Origin of the sequence: Flavivirga eckloniae, assembly GCF_002886045.1 — a bacterium.
Classification (GTDB): Bacteria; Bacteroidota; Bacteroidia; order Flavobacteriales; family Flavobacteriaceae; genus Flavivirga; species Flavivirga eckloniae.
On sequence record NZ_CP025791.1, the window covers coordinates 3120264 to 3135639 of the forward strand.

The following is a 15376-nucleotide window of genomic DNA, read 5'->3' on the forward strand; positions in this document are numbered from 1 at the left end:
TATAAAAATCAAAAGTGTTAATAGCAATAATTTAAAAATTATAAATAATGAAGAAGAAGCTAGAGTCGGAACTCATTAGTATAGCACATAGAATTCTCAAACTGAAGGGGAAGGAAGATGTTATTAGAATGCATGCAGAGGTATCAGCTCTTTACGAAAAGCTATCGGTATTAAAGTTTGCCCATGAGAATTTTGAAGATGATATACCAACAATAGGAAGCGACTCATCCTTTTTCGATATGTTGGACAAGGCATTTAATAATAAGGTTAGTGATAATATTGAAATTGAAGATAAGATTTATATTAATCTTGATGAAGTTGAAGATGATGATATTATGGAGCCCGTTATAGAAAAGATTAAAGATATGGTGGCGCAAATGCCACATGAAACCCAGGAAGTTGACGAAATTTTTGAACAGGCCATTCCTAGGGACCCTAAGCCAAAAACTCAAAAAGCAGATTTTGAAGAAATTACTGCAGGGTTTAAAGAAACACCGATTTTTGAACCTGTTTCGAAAGTACAGAACAATGGAAAATCGGATGAAAAAAAATCATTGAACGATAAATTAAAAACCAAGAGGCTTAATATTGGACTTAATGATAAAATTGCTTTTATAAAACATTTATTTGATGGTAGAAGTGAAGACTACGATCGTGTTATATCCCAGATAAATACGTCTACCAATTTTAATGAAGCCAAAAACTTAATACAGGATATCATAAAGCCAGATTATAATAATTGGGTAGATAAGGAGGAGTTTGAAACACGATTCATGGAAATTATTGAAAGTAAGTTCGAATAAAATTTTCCGACCATAGTTTAATGAAATTAAATAAAACCTTGTATTGGGTAAGTACAGTACTTTTGTGCTTGTTAATGGCGTATTCTGCCTCCATGTATTTTACGAAAACAGATATGGTTAAAGGTTTTTTTGAAAACCTAAATTATCCAACTTATATTGTGATTCCTTTAGCGGTGTTAAAAGTTTTGGGCATTGCTATGATTTTATGGCGAAAAAGTACCTGGTTAACAGAATGGGCTTATGCTGGTTTTTTCTTTGATCTGGTATTGGCAACAGCAGCACATCATTATGCAGGGCATGGTGTTTTTGGTTATTCATTTTATGGCTTGTTGCTAATTTTTCCATCTTATTTTTTAGGAAAACAAATTAGAGATTAATGAGTAAACTTTTTATCGTACCAACACCCATAGGAAACTTAAAAGATATGACTTTTAGGGCTGTTGATGTTTTAAAAGAAGTTGATTTAATTCTTGCCGAAGATACCCGAACCTCCGGAAAACTCTTAAAGCACTTCAATATTACCACACCTATGCAATCACATCATATGCATAACGAGCATAAAACGGTTGAAGGTGTTGTTCAAAAATTAAAAAGTGGAACAACCATGGCACTGATTAGCGATGCAGGAACACCTGCAATTTCTGATCCGGGGTTTTTATTAACCCGCTCATGTATAGAAAACAATATTGAAGTAGATTGCCTGCCTGGCGCAACTGCTTTTGTACCAGCTTTGGTGAACTCGGGATTACCAAACGATAAGTTTGTATTCGAAGGGTTTTTACCCGTTAAAAAAGGACGACAAACACGGTTATTGCTGTTGGCAGAGGAAACCAGAACTATTATTTTTTACGAAAGCCCGCATAAACTAGTAAAAACACTTGGTCATTTTTGTGAGTATTTTGGGGAAGACATACAAGTATCTGTATCCAGGGAACTCACAAAACTTTACGAAGAAACCATTAGAGGAACAGCAAAAGAAGTTTTAGAATATTATACCAATAAACCACCAAAAGGAGAAATTGTGATCGTTGTTGGTGGAAAAAATAAGAGTTAATGACACTAGAAGCATTTAAGAATAAGCTTAAAAACACACCAGAAGCCATCGCGTTTTCTGAAACAATGGGAGTAATTGAAGCTAATTATAATTTCTCTCCGGTAGCATTTACCAATGGCGACGTGCAAAACAAAAGTGGAGAGAATTCAGGTTCTTGTAAATTGTTTGCTTTTGCAAAAGTGCAAGGTTTAACAGAAGAGGAAACGTTGGCGTGTTTTGGTCAGTTTTATTTCAATGAGGTTTTAAAAGATCCTAATGGAACGGGACACCAAAATATTAGAAATTTTATGCAAACGGGTTTCAAAGGACTTTCTTTTAGTGAAGAACCGCTAAGTAAAAAATAGATTCTTGTTTTTATGGATGATTTACTTTACAATATTAGGCAATGCAATATATGTTCAGAACATTTGCCATTGGGACCTCGTCCTATTGTATCGGCCCATCCAGATGCTAAAATAATTATCATCGGTCAAGCTCCAGGAACAAGTGTTCATAAAACAGGTGTGCCTTGGGACGATCCTAGTGGTAGGCAATTGCGAAAGTGGTTGGGTGTTGCAGACCAAGAGTTTTACGACGAAACCAAAATAGCCTTAGTTCCAATGGGTTTTTGTTATCCAGGTAAAGGAAAAACGGGTGACTTACCACCACGACCTGAATGTGCGCAAGAGTGGCACGAACCATTGTTAAATGAGTTACCCAATATAGAGTTGACTATTTTAATAGGAATGTATTCCCAGAGGTACTATTTAAAACAAGAAGCAAAGAAAACTTTAACCGAAACGGTAGCAAATTATAAAGATTATTTACCAAAAGGCTATTTGCCCTTACCACATCCGTCTCCCAGAAATCGATTTTGGTTAGCAAAAAACCCTTGGTTTAATGTTGAGGTTTTGCCAGAGTTGCAAACGAAGGTGAAGCAATTGCTTTAAAGGCTTATAAACAACAATTAACTTATCATAGTAGTCTTTGAAATAAAAAAATACTACGACTTTCACACAGCTTGATAATGAGTGGTATTTTGATAATAAGTGCTTTTAAGTGAGTGAAATGGATATATAATAGAAAACCCCACCAATGGTGAGGTTTAATTATAATCATATAAAGCGAATTATTTAAAGACTACTTATATATTTTCTATACTTAGAGATTTCTCTCGGGTTAGTAGCAAAATTAATACGCTTTATTTCTTCACCTTTTTCATTTAGTTCTACTAAGAACGTATCTTTACCTTCGTCTATCATGCGCAGGTAAATCTTCATACTGCTATCTTCATTATAAAACTTTACGCCTTCAAAACTATCGTAAATAGATGATATTTGTTCTTTAAATACTTTACCGTCTTTAAGAGTTTGTGTTATACTTTTCCCATCCACTATAAACATTCTAGACTCGATGTCCCCTTTGTCGTTGTATGTTATAGATGCTAAAGGTTTGTCATCCTTCATTTCCGATTCAGTAAGTACCTGTCCGCTTTCAAAATAAGAAATAGCTTTCCCATCAAGTTTCCCATCTACATACTTACTAATTTTTTTAAGTTTTCCAGAAGGGAAAAAGGTTTTTTCTTCACCATTAAGTTTTCCATTTCTATATTTAGATTGCATAAATTTTTCACCGTTTTGATGGTAAAAAATATAATCATCAAATAAAAGACCTTCTTTTATGCGGAATTCTTCCCATTTGGTTGTTTCGTTGCCGACAATAAAGTAGCCATCCAAAGGTTCTCTAGAAATATTGTCTCTATAGACTTTTACACCTTGGTAATTGTCCACAAAGTACGAGTTTCTAGGTATGTACGAGGGTACAGAGTAGTCTTTCGCTTCTTTTTTATTGCAGCAGAAAAGACTAAAAAGCGCGCAAAAAAGCATCACTCTAGCGGTAGTTGTAGGTAAATTCATAATCTTGGGTTATTATAGTTGGGGCTAACATAAATAATAATTCATTACTGACCAAGCGATTAGTGTAAATTATTTGTGCTTTCCCTTTTCCCATCCATGTTTTGAAAGGTATTTCGTACCACTTTCAACCGCTCCATCCTCAATTGAGGTACCCATAGAATCGTTCCAACGATTTAAATAACCAAATAAAGAAATAACGCCTAACATTTCTACAATCTCACCTTCGGTCCAATGTTCGTATAAGCGTTTTTTAATGGTTTCGTCTACACCATTAGGGACTTGAGATGCTTGTAATGAGAAATCTAGGGCAGCACGTTCTGCTTCGCTAAAAGCCGGATGTGTACGGTATTCCCAGATATTATCCAATTGTTCCTGTTCGGCACCATAACGCTCAGCAGCACGAATAGCGTGGGCTTGACAATATCTACAACCTGTGGAATTACTACTTACCCAGGCAATCATTCTTTTTAAAGCAGAGGTTACACGACCTTCGTTGGCCATTACGGCTTTATTTAGATTGATAAACGCTTTGCTAATTGCTGGACGATGCTGCATGGTGAGCACAGAGTTAGGGCAAAATCCCAGTGTTTCATTAAAGAATTCTGCAAGTTTTTTTGTTTCAGTGTCATGATCCGCAGATAAAGGTGTTACTAAAGGCATATTTTTATTTTTTAATAGTATTTTTGAAACTACAAGAAACAAAAAATAATTTATTAAAAATGACAAATCATATTACAACAACTTGGTTGGGAGACATGAAGTTTGAAAGTACCAATCCGTCTGGGCATAATTTGTTTATTGATGCAGGAGAGGAAAACGGAGGAAAGAGTGAAGGATATCGTCCTAAAGCCTTGATGTTATCTGCTTTAGCAGGTTGTTCTGGTTTGGATGTTGCGTCATTAATCAAGAAAATGAAATTGGAGGTAGATAGTTTTAAAATAGATATTGATGCCAACTTAACCGAAGAGCACCCGAAGTATTATGATAAAGTAGCCATGCATTTTCATTTTTATGGCTCAAATTTAAGTGAAAAGAAACTTCAAAAAGCTGTTGATCTATCTATAGAAAAGTATTGTGGTGTTATGGAAATGTTCAGACAATTTTCAGAAATAGTTATAGAAACTCATTTTCATAAAAAATAAAAGTTGTTCTGTATAACTTTTAAACCATAAAATTTAGATCAACCCATGCGTTGGACATTAAAACCAAAACCAGAACCGTCTAAAATAGAGGCGTTACAAAAAGCACTTCAAGTAGATTCGGTATTAGCAACGCTCTTATTACAACGGGGTATTGAAACGTACGATCAGGCTAAAGTTTTTTTTAGACCGAGCTTAGACGATTTGCACGATCCATATTTAATGAAAGATATGGATAAAGCAGTTGCTCGTATTGAACAGGCAATGGCTAATAATGAAAATATTTTGGTTTATGGCGATTATGATGTAGATGGAACAACCTCGGTTGCTTTAATGTCTAAGTATCTGGAAACACGATACAATTTAATACATACGTATATTCCAAATAGGTATGATGAGGGTTATGGAATATCCTACAAGGGCATTAATTTTGCTTTAGAAAATGACTTTACGCTTATTATAGCTCTGGATTGTGGGATTAAATCGGTTGAAAAAGTAGCCTTTGCTAAAGAGAAAGGTATCGATTTTATTATTTGTGATCATCATAGGCCTGGAGATGAAATTCCTAACGCAGCAGCTGTTCTAGACCCCAAGCGGGAAGATTGCAACTATCCGTATAAGGAATTATGTGGTTGTGGTGTCGGTTTTAAATTAATACAGGCCTTAGCACAAAAGGAAGGAAAAACGGTAGATGATTTAACACAGTATTTAGATCTGGTAGCTACTGCGATTGGAGCAGATATTGTTCCTATAACAGGAGAAAACAGGGTATTGGCTTATTTTGGACTTATGGTTATTAATACCAATCCGCGATCTGGTATTAAAGCTATTTTAAACCAGGTTGAAAAAACAGAATTTACTATTACCGATGTGGTTTTTATTGTAGCACCTAGAATAAATGCCGCCGGACGTATGAAACATGGTAATTATGCAGTGACTTTATTAACTGAAGATGATGAAGGTTTGGCTGCGCAACATGCTTCTGAAATTAATAATTATAATGAGGACAGACGTGAAACAGATAAACAAGTTACAGAAGAAGCTCTTAAGCAAATTGAAGAACAAGAAGAACAGAAACGCTTTACTACTGTTGTTTACCATGAAACTTGGCATAAAGGCGTTATTGGTATTGTGGCTTCTAGATTAACCGAAACGTATTACAGACCTACTTTGGTATTTACAAAAAGTGGCGATAAGTTGGCAGCTTCAGCACGCTCGGTTAAAGGTTTCGATATTTATAATGCTTTAGGAGCTTGTAGTGAGCATATTGAACAGTTTGGAGGACATAAATATGCAGCTGGATTAACTTTAAAAAAAGAGAACTACGAAGCTTTTAAACAAGCTTTTGAAGATGTTGTTGCTAAAACAATAGCTAAAGATCTGTTGACTCCAGAGATACAAGCTGATGTTCAAATAGATTTGAATCATATTACGCCAAAGTTTTATAGGGTTTTAAAACAGTTCGCCCCATTCGGGCCTAATAATATGGCTCCTGTTTTTATGACCGAAAACTTAACGGATACAGGTTATGGCAAATGTGTGGGAGCAGATAAAACCCATTTAAGATTAACGGCAACACAATCTGGAGCGAATAATATTGTCTGTATTGGTTTTAATATGGGCGATAAGCTTGATTTGATTTCTGATAAAAAACCATTTAGAGCAGTTTATTCTATAGATGAAAATGAGTGGCAAGGAAATGTATCGTTGCAGCTTAAGTTAAAAGATATTAAGGAATAGATTTATTGATAATAACTAAAATAAAACAATTGCTATTCTTAGACTAGTAAAAATTAAATTTTAATGGCGAAAAAAGACCCCTATGCGGCTTTAAGAATTAGAGAGTTCAATATTTTTTTATTAGTTCGGTTTGTATTGGTATTTGGCTGGTCTATGCAATTTATTGTTATTGAATGGCAAGTATATACCTTAACCAAAGACCCTTTGTCTCTTGGAATTATTGGTTTAATGGAAATAATTCCGGCATTTACCATGGCGTTATTTGCAGGACATATTGTAGACCAAAAAGAAAAACGAAACTTGCTAGCTACATGCATTGCTGCTTTTTCACTAATTAGTTTAGGGCTGTTTTTGTTAACCTGGGATGTCGTTGTTGAAGGTTGGACTACTAAAACAATACTCTACTCTATTTATGGCTTGGTGTTTTTTGGTGGTTTTTTACGTTCCTTTTTCGGACCCACCATTTTTTCTTTAGTGGCGTTGATCGTGCCTAAAAAAATATACCCGAATGCGGCTACCTGGAATAGTTCTACTTGGCAAATGGCAGGTGTTTTAGGACCAGCTTTTGGAGGACTTTCTATTGGTTGGATTGGTGTGCATTGGTCGTTATGCATCATTTTTGGGCTGGTTTTACTGTCTTTATTTATTTTATTTCAGATAAAACGGAAACCTATTTTAAATCCTAAAATTGGGGAGCCTGTAATACAAAGTTTAAAAGAGGGAGTTCGTTTTGTATTTAAAACAAAGGCTATTTTAGGTGCTATGACTTTAGATATGGTCGCTGTTTTATTTGGTGGAGCCATAGCTTTATTGCCTGTTTTCGCTCAAGATATTTTAAAGGTAGGAAGTGAAGGGTTTGGTGTATTACGCGCTGCCCCTGCTGTCGGTGCTTTTTTAACCATGTTGGTTACAGCATATATACCAATAAGTAAAAATGCTGGGATGAAATTACTAGCTGCTATTTTTGGGTTTGGTGTTTGTATTATAGTCTTTGGGTTATCGTCTGTTTTCTGGATTTCGCTACTGGCATTATTTTTTAGTGGAATGACAGATGGTGTTTCTATGGTGATTAGACAAACTATTTTACAAATTAAAACACCTGATAATATGCGCGGACGTGTATCGTCTGTAAATTCTATGTTTGTTGGATCTTCTAACGAGTTGGGTGCTTTTGAAAGTGGTATAACCGCTAAGTATATGGGAACGGTTGTAGCAGTTGTTTTTGGAGGTACAATGACGCTGCTAACTGTTATAACCACAGGGTTAGTATCGCCGTCGTTTAGAAAATTAGATTTAACAAAGGATATTGAGGCGCATGAGAATGACGAATAGTTAACAAGCGCTTTTATTTGGCAAGTATCTTTTAATATTTACGAGTTTAATAGTCTTAAAACAAGTGCTTATTAGCAAAAAAAATGAATTTGTAATAATAAATATTACAAATTCATTTAGTTGACAAGTCAAAGTCAATTACTGAAAAATTATTTTTTCAGTAATTTTTTTGTTGCTATCACATTACCTTGATTGTAAAGAACTAAGAAATAAATTCCTGAAGGCCCATTTACTGTTATTTCAGATTCATTAGCATCAATACTATTTACTTCACGCCCAATAGAATCATATATAATTGCTTTTGTATACGATGATTGAGAGCTAGTATTTAAATTAAATGACTCTTGAAAAGGATTTGGAGATACGTTAAATTTCTTAACTTCACCAATATTAGAAGTACTCAATACATTACCCGTAGAGACTAAAACACCATTAAAACGATTTCTTGTTTGAGGCCCTCCTGTGACACCTCCTGGTGGGTCATCCTGAAGGTTTGCTAACCAAGTAGATACGATTTCATAGTCTTTACCTACTCCAGTAGTAAATACCCATCCTGTTTTGTTAATGTCATCAGCATCAGTTGGAGAAGGTGGGTTGTTATCTATAATTTGAGCTGCGCCAACGACTCCGCCTCCAACTTCTCTCAACTCTACAGACATTCTTGCTGGGTATAACTCCAATCCTTCAAGATGAAAACTCTCAATGGTGTATTCTGTATTGTCATCAAGACCGCTGATTTGTACAGTAAGTGTAGCAGAGCCAAAAACAAAATCCCTTAGTACATCTGATAAGGAACCAGCCCTATCTCTAGTTGGGCCTCCCTCTACCATTGTGAATGTTACGTCGCTTGTTGTTCCTGCCGTTGCAGAAGGGACAACAGCAGTTGCATTTGCCGGTACATTAAAACCTGGACTTGCAGTTGTGCCACCTAATGAAGCATATACCCCCGCACTTTCTGCGAGAGTGATATCTACACCAAAAGATTGAGCATTGATTGTTGTTACTGCTAAAAGGGCAGTTAGTCCTAAAAAGTAGTTTTTTGTCTTCATAAATTTTGATTTTTATTTAGTTTAAATTAGTGGCTAAAAATCCTCATTTAATGAAGTTGTTGTAAATAATTGATTATTAGCCGTGTATATACAAATATAGTTTTCAATAAGAAATAAAATATATGAATTTTGATATATTGTATATGAATATTTACATAAAACTGTTATTTATTTGTTTTTTAGGTAATATTAGCATAGTCTGTTACGAGTAACCTTACGAATTCGTTTTACTGTGTATTAAAAAAAGAGATGGTAAATGGTTTTTATTCTTACGTCTATCAAAAAGCTTTTAGCTTCTCAGATCATTCTTTGTTAAAATGTTATAGCACTATAAAATGATTTTTCAGATTTCTTAAGGTCTTGAAGCTATGTATGAAGCACTTTCATCTGGTATCGTCATCCTTTAGAAGGTTAGATTTAACAAAAGATATTGAGGCGCACGAGAATGAAGAATGATAAGCTGGTTCTTGGTCGTTTTTTTAGATAATGTTTTTTTAAAGTGACGTGAATCTTGGATAAAAGAATTTATGTTGTTGTGTGTCCCAGACTTGTTTCAGAACTATTTTTTACTGTCACAGTGCTCTCCTCTTTAAATTAAAGCCGAGAAATGAATTTCGATTTTGATAAAAATAGGAAGAAAGAGGAGTTTTATTAAAAATAACAAACAAATATAACCCTCCGAATCCCGATTACATCGGGATCCACCTCCCTTTTTAAAAGGGAGGAACACCTTGAATTCTTAAGCAAGATTCACCTTAAAGTAAATAAGATCGCTCCATTTTCCCCTCTTGAGTCATAAACGTTTGTAGCGGCAGATTCTTTCAGGATGTCAATAGATTTAATATTGTTTGGGTTTATATTTTTAACCTTATCTTTGGTAGAAACATAACCATCGATTACAAATAAATGATCGTTATATTTTGATATAAGTTTAGCAAATGGACTAGAAGATCTTACTTTATATTTTTAGTCTTAATAAATATAACTCCGTTTTTACCTTTCTCGCCATACTTTGCTACTTCTTTTCGCCCATTTTCCCTAAATGATATTAGAGCAACATCAGATAGCACTATCGTGTCTAGTGCTTTTTCATTACATTCTTTTCCATTAATTACAATAAGAGTTTTATATGCATTTGGAGTAGCATAAAAGTTTTTTGTACTTTTTAAAAAAGACCTAAGAGTTGTATGTTTTACTTCAGTTTCCAGACGTTTTTCAGTAAATTTTCCGTGTTGTTTTATAGAAATTTTCAATAGCACCATTTTTACCTTTTCCCCCATATTTTTCTAAAGATTTTTTTGGTCCTAAAGCTCTTACATATGTTATAGCTGCAGAATCTAACATTTTTATTAGGCCTTTAGAAACTTCCTGGGTATTTATTAAAAATAAGGGTGGTTTTTCCTCTTCATTGGTTAAACCAATTATCACTTCATAAATACTCTTTGGTTGCTCCTGGGAAAAAGTTTTTGAATGAAATAGAATAAGTAATCCACTTATTATAACTAAGGCGAATCTTTTTTCGACTTTTTTAAAACTTGTTAATGGTCTTGTCGTTTTCATTTAATTTAGGGCTTAAAAATCATCTGGGAAAATATTAATATTCCTTAAGCTCAAAAGTTTCGCCATCAAAAACACCATAGGTGTAATACTTTATCCAATCACCAAGATTAATATATTTTGAATTATTCTTAAGGTCTATATCTAATGGTAAATGGCGATGTCCAAATACAAAATAGTCGCGGTGTTTGCCTTCTAATTTTCTTTTGCAATATTGTACCAACCATTCATTGTCTTCGCCTAAAAACTTAGCGTCTTCTTCGCCAGAAATAAGTTTGTTTTTTACCGATAAATATTGCGCCATTTTTACCCCTAAGTCAGGATGCAACCATCTAAACAACCATTTACAGAAGGAATTTGTAAAGACCTTTTTCATACGTTTATAGCCCTTGTCTCCAGGACCTAAACCATCACCATGACCTATAAAAAACGTTTTATCATTAAAGGTGAATTCTTGAGGTTTGTGATAAACGGGAATGTTAAGTTCTTCTTCAAAATAACCATTCATCCATAAATCGTGGTTACCAACAAAATAATAAATTGGGATGCCCGAATCTGAGATTTCTGCTAGTTTACCTAATGTTCTTGTAAAGCCTTTTGGAACTACTTTTTTATAGTCCATCCAGAAGTCGAATAAATCACCTAAAAGAAAAATAGCTGCAGCATCTTGTTTTACTTCATCTAACCAGGCTACAAACTTTTTTTCGCGAGGGAGAGAGGCTTCTCTGGTAGGTGCTCCTAAATGATTATCGGAAGCAAAGTATATTTTTTTTCCTTCTGGAATTTGAATTTGCATGCTGTAAATATAATATAAATTCCTGCGATTTATGTTGAACTCTTGTGCCGAGCGTAGTCGAAGTTTGTTTTATTAAGACGGGGCTTATATTCTTGATAGCTTTAAATTTCAGCTGAAGTTAAGCTTGTTGGTTTTTAGTTTTTTTGACACCAATATTCGAGAATTCACACCAATTTTTAAACCTTGAACACTGAACACTGAACACTGAACACTGAACACTGAACACTGAACACTGAACACTGAACACTGAACACTGAACACTGAATACAACTAAACATTATCAGAAGCATACCACTCTGCAAAAGAGGAGTCAGTTTCCTGAAGTTTTAAAGAGTGTAATGAAATATGCTCTGGCAAACGGCTCTTTATTTTTTTTGAAAAATCGATAACCATCATCTCACTAGTAGGTTGATAATCTACCAATAGGACATTATGTCCTCTATTTTCCAGTTCTTTAGCAAGTTCTACGTGTGGCGTATTTTTGTTAAAAACGGTGGCATGATCAAATACATAAACGATCTCTTCTTTTACGATTTTTTTTAAATCACCAAAATCGATAACCATTCCAAATTTTACATTGGTATTGTCTGTAATGGGTTTTCCTATAACTGTTACAGATAACTTGTAACTGTGCCCGTGCACATTCTTGCATTTACCATCGTATCCGTAAAGTGCATGACCAGTTTCGAAAGAAAATTGTTTTGTAATACGAATGTTGTTGTCCATTATCTTCTTTTTCTTCTATTTACAAGATAAACAATTATTAAAACTAAAGCTAGCAACAGAAATAATCCGTTTCCGCTTAAAAATGACATGATATTCATAATTATTCTTTATTGATTCTTCTTTTGGTTGTATCTATAAATTAAATATGCAATCAACACCAAAACAACAAAAGGTAACATGGAACCAATAAAAACACCTATTTCGTAACCTTTATTGGGGGCATTTTGTATTTTTTCTTCTATGTTAATTTGTTGAAGAGAGAGTGTTAGTAATAACATATTTGCTTTTATACTGTATATGCTGCAAAGTTAACTGTTTTGGGAAAGCGGAATAAATATTTTCCTGAATTTTATGATTAACGGAAACCCCCTTGCAATAATCCAAAGCGTTAGAGCTATAAAAATGGCGTACAGTTTATAGTCGAGATAATCTAACCAGAACAGAATAGGAACAAATACTAAAAATGTGGCTATTAATAATATATTTCGTAAAACCTTCATTCTGCCCAGACCTTTAAAAATGCCATCGAAAATAAAAGCTAAAGCACATAAGGGCTGCATGGCTAAAACGATCCAGAATATGCTATAAAACTTCTTAAGTACTTCGGGGTCGTTGGTAAATATTGTTCCTAAAGGATAGTATAATAACCCGCCTAATACGGCAATTATTATCCCGATAATAATACCGTATTTTATTAACCTATTACTTAGTAGTACAAGTGTTTTGTATTGTTTGGCACCTAAAAGTTTACCAGAAAGTATATTTCCAGCACTGGAATAACCATCTACTATAAAAGCACCAAGAAACCACAGGTTAATGGCAATTGTATAAGCTGCTATGTATGCTGCTCCGTAACTTGTAGCGAAAGCACTAGCGTAATACAGTGTTACGTTTAGTGCTATAGTTCTAACAAAAAGATTAAGAATCATTAATGCAAAGCGATTAATCTCTTTGTTAAAAGGAAAGCTTATTTTTAAAGGGATTGGTGTTTTTTTAAGCAAGTAATAGGTTGAAAAAGCAGCCATTATTAATTGGGCTATCACACTAGCATATGCTGCCCCCTTTATATTCATAGCCGGAATAACACCAGTAATACCGTAAACTAGAATAAAATCTAGTACAATATTAGCCGATGCTCCTATAATAGCAATTAACATTGGGTAATAGGTGTTTTGTAAACCTCGAAAAGCGCCAAAAACGGCAATGGTAAACAGTGTAAATGGAAATCCGAAAACGCGGATTTTGTAATAATCAACACTGTATTCCAAGATAAGGTCTGAGGCGTTGTATAGTTTAAAAATACTTTTCGCAAAAGGGAAAGTGCTTATAATAATTAACACGCTTAATGATGTAATTATAAAAATAGCTTGCGCTGGTAGGTTTTTTATTTTATCGAGTTGGTTTGCACCAACATATTGCGATACAATAGACGATATAGCACTTCGTGTTTGTCCTAATACCCAAATAAGCATGGATAAAAAGGTTGTAACGATACCAACTGCTGCCAAAGATTCTGTAGCATTTAAGTTTATGTTTCCGACTATCGCAGCGTCTGTTAATGATAAAATGGGTTCTGAAATGCCTGAAATTAATGCCGGTATGGCTAACCTGTTTATATGTTTTAGACTTATATCTGTTTTTTTATCAGGCATATAACTAATATTGAAATATGTTCCTTTACGAAATCGTTATAATTGTTATATTTTTGTATAAAAATCGTTAAAAATAGTTTGTAAACTACATTTATTATGAAGAATATTTTAGTTCCTGTGGGGTCATCCAAAAACGCTTTAAGTCATTTACAATACGCAGTAGATTTTGCCAAGGCTTTTGGTGCGAAATTGTTTATTGTACAGGTATATAATGTTTATACTAAAGCAGGAACTATGATTAAAGTAGACCATATCATTGAACGGGAAAGCAAAGCTTTTATGGATAATTTAGTTTCTAAAATTGATACTAAAGATGTTGAGGTTGTTATAAAGACCTTAAAAGGAAAGTTAGTAGATACACTAGAGCTAGCCTGTAAAAAAGCCGATATTGACTTAATTCTTGTAGAACCTAGAACAAACTCTATTAGGGATGAGGTGTTTTTGGGTAAAACTTCGGGAAAAATTATAAAGCAAACCGAGATACCTGCATTAATTGTTCCTGAAGGATACACATTTAAACCCATTGAAAATATTCTGTTCGCAATTAAATCTGCTATAATAAAAAAGAGCGATGCACTGGTGCCTTTATTAAGCATCAAAAATAATTTCAAGTCTATTGTGAACCTCTTATTGGTTAAAACACCTTACTTTAAAGAAGGTGATTTTGTTGTAGAAAGTCAGCTTTTAGATCATGTAGATAAAATAACCAAGACAAAAAATGCGACTACTTATCAAGGCGTTTTGGAGCATTTTCAATCTCATAACCCAGATATGCTATGCGTAGTTAGGCGCAAAAGAGGATTTTTTGTTAAAAAATGGGAAAAGAACGTTATTTTGAAAAAAGAATTTTCAAGTTCATTACCTGTTTTGGTTTTAAGAGGGTTGAAATAATTACAGGGAACCCTTTGGTTAGGTCGTTTTTATGTGTATTTATTCTCTTTAAAATTTTTCACGAATACGTTATTCTATAATACCTATTGCGCATTACGGCTTAAATTAAACCATTAATTATGCCCAATAGGTATGTATTCATGTTGTTGTTTTATTAGAATCGATACCCGATACGCAAATGTAAGTTTATAGCCATTTCTCCTTTATCTTTAGAAAAACCGGCATCTTTGGCATAATGGTGAATGTACCCAACTCCTAAACCTGTTTCATAATTGAAATGATTTCCTAAGTTTCTTCTAATACCCCAAGTTGGAATTATAGATAGGTTATTTACCATGCTGGTGTCTTTATCATTTCCAAACTTTATTAGTAAATCATTATGGTGAAAGCTTGTTTTAAGTGAGAAAAAATCACCACTATTTCCGTTTATTTGTTTGGATTGGCTTTCCCGTTTATTCAAATTATAGTACCAACGAGGTTCTATAGTTATTCCTGTAGTTAGTAAAAAGCCTGTTTCTGGATAATAATCGTCATTATCGTATGCGTCGAGTCCTATTTCGGTTCGTAATGCAAGTTGATTAGCAAGTTTTAATTCATTGTAAGCCCAAATTCCAGCAAACCCTGTTTGGATTCCAAAAGTTGATTTTTCCACACTTGCGTTTTGCGATTTTACTACTAAAGCAAATCCGAAAAACATTAATGTCATAAAGGTTTTTTTCATGATATTTTGTATTTATTAATT

Annotated in this window: 19 protein-coding genes; 9 read left to right on the top strand and 10 right to left on the bottom strand. The window is 33.9% G+C overall.

What is annotated here, in order from left to right; all coding sequences use genetic code 11:
• Window positions 1-47: 47 nt before the first annotated feature.
• From C1H87_RS12885 to C1H87_RS12905, 5 genes are read left to right on the top strand one after another with little or no spacing between them, the layout of a single operon-like run.
• On the top strand, window positions 48-803 hold the full coding sequence (locus tag C1H87_RS12885; protein ID WP_102756209.1) for a hypothetical protein: 756 nt from the start codon (window positions 48-50) through the stop codon (window positions 801-803).
• A 20-nt stretch (window positions 804-823) separates the two neighbouring features.
• The gene (locus tag C1H87_RS12890; RefSeq protein ID WP_102756210.1) at window positions 824-1180 is read left to right on the top strand and encodes a DoxX family protein; all 357 of its coding nucleotides are present in this window, start codon (window positions 824-826) and stop codon (window positions 1178-1180) included.
• Window positions 1180-1857, top strand: a complete 678-nt coding sequence (rsmI, locus tag C1H87_RS12895) for a 16S rRNA (cytidine(1402)-2'-O)-methyltransferase (protein ID WP_102756211.1) — start codon at window positions 1180-1182, stop codon at window positions 1855-1857. The genes C1H87_RS12890 and rsmI overlap by 1 nt, the downstream gene beginning before the upstream one ends.
• Entirely contained in the window at window positions 1857-2201 is a 345-nt protein-coding gene (locus C1H87_RS12900; RefSeq protein ID WP_102756212.1) for a HopJ type III effector protein, read from the top strand. Before rsmI ends, C1H87_RS12900 begins: the two co-directional genes overlap by 1 nt.
• Window positions 2202-2213: 12 nt before the next feature.
• Window positions 2214-2786 carry a uracil-DNA glycosylase family protein gene (locus tag C1H87_RS12905; RefSeq protein ID WP_102756213.1) on the top strand — a complete coding sequence of 191 codons (573 nt, stop codon included), beginning with the start codon at window positions 2214-2216 and terminating at the stop codon, window positions 2784-2786.
• 183 nt (window positions 2787-2969) lie between these two features.
• On the opposite strand, the gene C1H87_RS12910 is transcribed toward C1H87_RS12905, so the two are convergent.
• Both C1H87_RS12910 and C1H87_RS12915 read right to left on the bottom strand, forming a co-directional pair.
• Window positions 2970-3752: a toxin-antitoxin system YwqK family antitoxin gene (locus C1H87_RS12910; RefSeq protein WP_102756214.1), complete on the bottom strand. Its 783-nt coding sequence runs from the start codon at window positions 3750-3752 to the stop codon at window positions 2970-2972.
• A 69-nt stretch (window positions 3753-3821) separates the two neighbouring features.
• Window positions 3822-4412, bottom strand: coding sequence for a carboxymuconolactone decarboxylase family protein (locus tag C1H87_RS12915; protein WP_102758259.1), 591 nt, complete (start codon window positions 4410-4412; stop codon window positions 3822-3824).
• A gap of 59 nt (window positions 4413-4471) precedes the next feature.
• Between C1H87_RS12915 and C1H87_RS12920 the strand changes: the two genes are divergently transcribed.
• The 3 genes from C1H87_RS12920 (at window position 4472) to C1H87_RS12930 (ending at window position 7963) form a co-directional block, all read left to right on the top strand.
• Window positions 4472-4894 carry an OsmC family protein gene (locus tag C1H87_RS12920; RefSeq protein ID WP_102756215.1) on the top strand — a complete coding sequence of 141 codons (423 nt, stop codon included), beginning with the start codon at window positions 4472-4474 and terminating at the stop codon, window positions 4892-4894.
• 45 nt (window positions 4895-4939) lie between these two features.
• A complete protein-coding gene (gene recJ, locus C1H87_RS12925; protein ID WP_102756216.1) occupies window positions 4940-6631 on the top strand; it encodes a single-stranded-DNA-specific exonuclease RecJ in 1692 nt (563 codons plus the stop codon).
• Window positions 6632-6694: 63 nt separating this feature from the next.
• A complete protein-coding gene (locus C1H87_RS12930) occupies window positions 6695-7963 on the top strand; it encodes an MFS transporter (protein WP_102756217.1) in 1269 nt (422 codons plus the stop codon).
• A 149-nt stretch (window positions 7964-8112) separates the two neighbouring features.
• Here the strand turns inward: C1H87_RS12930 and C1H87_RS12935 are convergent, their stop codons facing one another.
• The 7 genes from C1H87_RS12935 to C1H87_RS12965 form a co-directional block, all read right to left on the bottom strand.
• The gene (locus tag C1H87_RS12935) at window positions 8113-9012 is read right to left on the bottom strand and encodes a T9SS type A sorting domain-containing protein (protein ID WP_102756218.1); all 900 of its coding nucleotides are present in this window, start codon (window positions 9010-9012) and stop codon (window positions 8113-8115) included.
• 953 nt (window positions 9013-9965) lie between these two features.
• Complete coding sequence (locus tag C1H87_RS12945; protein ID WP_102756219.1) at window positions 9966-10265, bottom strand: hypothetical protein; 300 nt, start codon at window positions 10263-10265, stop codon at window positions 9966-9968.
• Window positions 10228-10572: a hypothetical protein gene (locus C1H87_RS12950; RefSeq protein ID WP_102756220.1), complete on the bottom strand. Its 345-nt coding sequence runs from the start codon at window positions 10570-10572 to the stop codon at window positions 10228-10230. The genes C1H87_RS12945 and C1H87_RS12950 overlap by 38 nt, the downstream gene beginning before the upstream one ends.
• A gap of 34 nt (window positions 10573-10606) precedes the next feature.
• Entirely contained in the window at window positions 10607-11359 is a 753-nt protein-coding gene (locus C1H87_RS12955) for a UDP-2,3-diacylglucosamine diphosphatase (RefSeq protein WP_102758261.1), read from the bottom strand.
• A 276-nt stretch (window positions 11360-11635) separates the two neighbouring features.
• Window positions 11636-12091, bottom strand: a complete 456-nt coding sequence (locus C1H87_RS12960) for a 6-pyruvoyl trahydropterin synthase family protein (protein ID WP_102756221.1) — start codon at window positions 12089-12091, stop codon at window positions 11636-11638.
• A gap of 107 nt (window positions 12092-12198) precedes the next feature.
• On the bottom strand, window positions 12199-12369 hold the full coding sequence (locus tag C1H87_RS23450) for a hypothetical protein (protein WP_199769290.1): 171 nt from the start codon (window positions 12367-12369) through the stop codon (window positions 12199-12201).
• A 30-nt stretch (window positions 12370-12399) separates the two neighbouring features.
• Window positions 12400-13743, bottom strand: coding sequence for an MATE family efflux transporter (locus tag C1H87_RS12965; RefSeq protein WP_102756222.1), 1344 nt, complete (start codon window positions 13741-13743; stop codon window positions 12400-12402).
• A 96-nt stretch (window positions 13744-13839) separates the two neighbouring features.
• Between C1H87_RS12965 and C1H87_RS12970 the strand changes: the two genes are divergently transcribed.
• The gene (locus C1H87_RS12970) at window positions 13840-14634 is read left to right on the top strand and encodes a universal stress protein (protein ID WP_102756223.1); all 795 of its coding nucleotides are present in this window, start codon (window positions 13840-13842) and stop codon (window positions 14632-14634) included.
• Window positions 14635-14788: 154 nt separating this feature from the next.
• Here the strand turns inward: C1H87_RS12970 and C1H87_RS12975 are convergent, their stop codons facing one another.
• Window positions 14789-15355, bottom strand: coding sequence for a hypothetical protein (locus C1H87_RS12975; RefSeq protein ID WP_102756224.1), 567 nt, complete (start codon window positions 15353-15355; stop codon window positions 14789-14791).
• Window positions 15356-15376: the final 21 nt, after the last annotated feature.

Coding starts and splice junctions, on each gene's coding strand:
- C1H87_RS12885 (WP_102756209.1), top strand. CDS start 48: ATGAAGAAGAAGCTAGAGTCGGAACTCATTAGTATAGCACATAGAATT.
- C1H87_RS12890 (WP_102756210.1), top strand. CDS start 824: ATGAAATTAAATAAAACCTTGTATTGGGTAAGTACAGTACTTTTGTGC.
- rsmI (WP_102756211.1), top strand. CDS start 1,180: ATGAGTAAACTTTTTATCGTACCAACACCCATAGGAAACTTAAAAGAT.
- C1H87_RS12900 (WP_102756212.1), top strand. CDS start 1,857: ATGACACTAGAAGCATTTAAGAATAAGCTTAAAAACACACCAGAAGCC.
- C1H87_RS12905 (WP_102756213.1), top strand. CDS start 2,214: ATGGATGATTTACTTTACAATATTAGGCAATGCAATATATGTTCAGAA.
- C1H87_RS12910 (WP_102756214.1), bottom strand. CDS start 3,752: ATGAATTTACCTACAACTACCGCTAGAGTGATGCTTTTTTGCGCGCTT.
- C1H87_RS12915 (WP_102758259.1), bottom strand. CDS start 4,412: ATGCCTTTAGTAACACCTTTATCTGCGGATCATGACACTGAAACAAAA.
- C1H87_RS12920 (WP_102756215.1), top strand. CDS start 4,472: ATGACAAATCATATTACAACAACTTGGTTGGGAGACATGAAGTTTGAA.
- recJ (WP_102756216.1), top strand. CDS start 4,940: ATGCGTTGGACATTAAAACCAAAACCAGAACCGTCTAAAATAGAGGCG.
- C1H87_RS12930 (WP_102756217.1), top strand. CDS start 6,695: ATGGCGAAAAAAGACCCCTATGCGGCTTTAAGAATTAGAGAGTTCAAT.
- C1H87_RS12935 (WP_102756218.1), bottom strand. CDS start 9,012: ATGAAGACAAAAAACTACTTTTTAGGACTAACTGCCCTTTTAGCAGTA.
- C1H87_RS12950 (WP_102756220.1), bottom strand. CDS start 10,572: ATGAAAACGACAAGACCATTAACAAGTTTTAAAAAAGTCGAAAAAAGA.
- C1H87_RS12960 (WP_102756221.1), bottom strand. CDS start 12,091: ATGGACAACAACATTCGTATTACAAAACAATTTTCTTTCGAAACTGGT.
- C1H87_RS23450 (WP_199769290.1), bottom strand. CDS start 12,369: ATGTTATTACTAACACTCTCTCTTCAACAAATTAACATAGAAGAAAAA.
- C1H87_RS12965 (WP_102756222.1), bottom strand. CDS start 13,743: ATGCCTGATAAAAAAACAGATATAAGTCTAAAACATATAAACAGGTTA.
- C1H87_RS12970 (WP_102756223.1), top strand. CDS start 13,840: ATGAAGAATATTTTAGTTCCTGTGGGGTCATCCAAAAACGCTTTAAGT.
- C1H87_RS12975 (WP_102756224.1), bottom strand. CDS start 15,355: ATGAAAAAAACCTTTATGACATTAATGTTTTTCGGATTTGCTTTAGTA.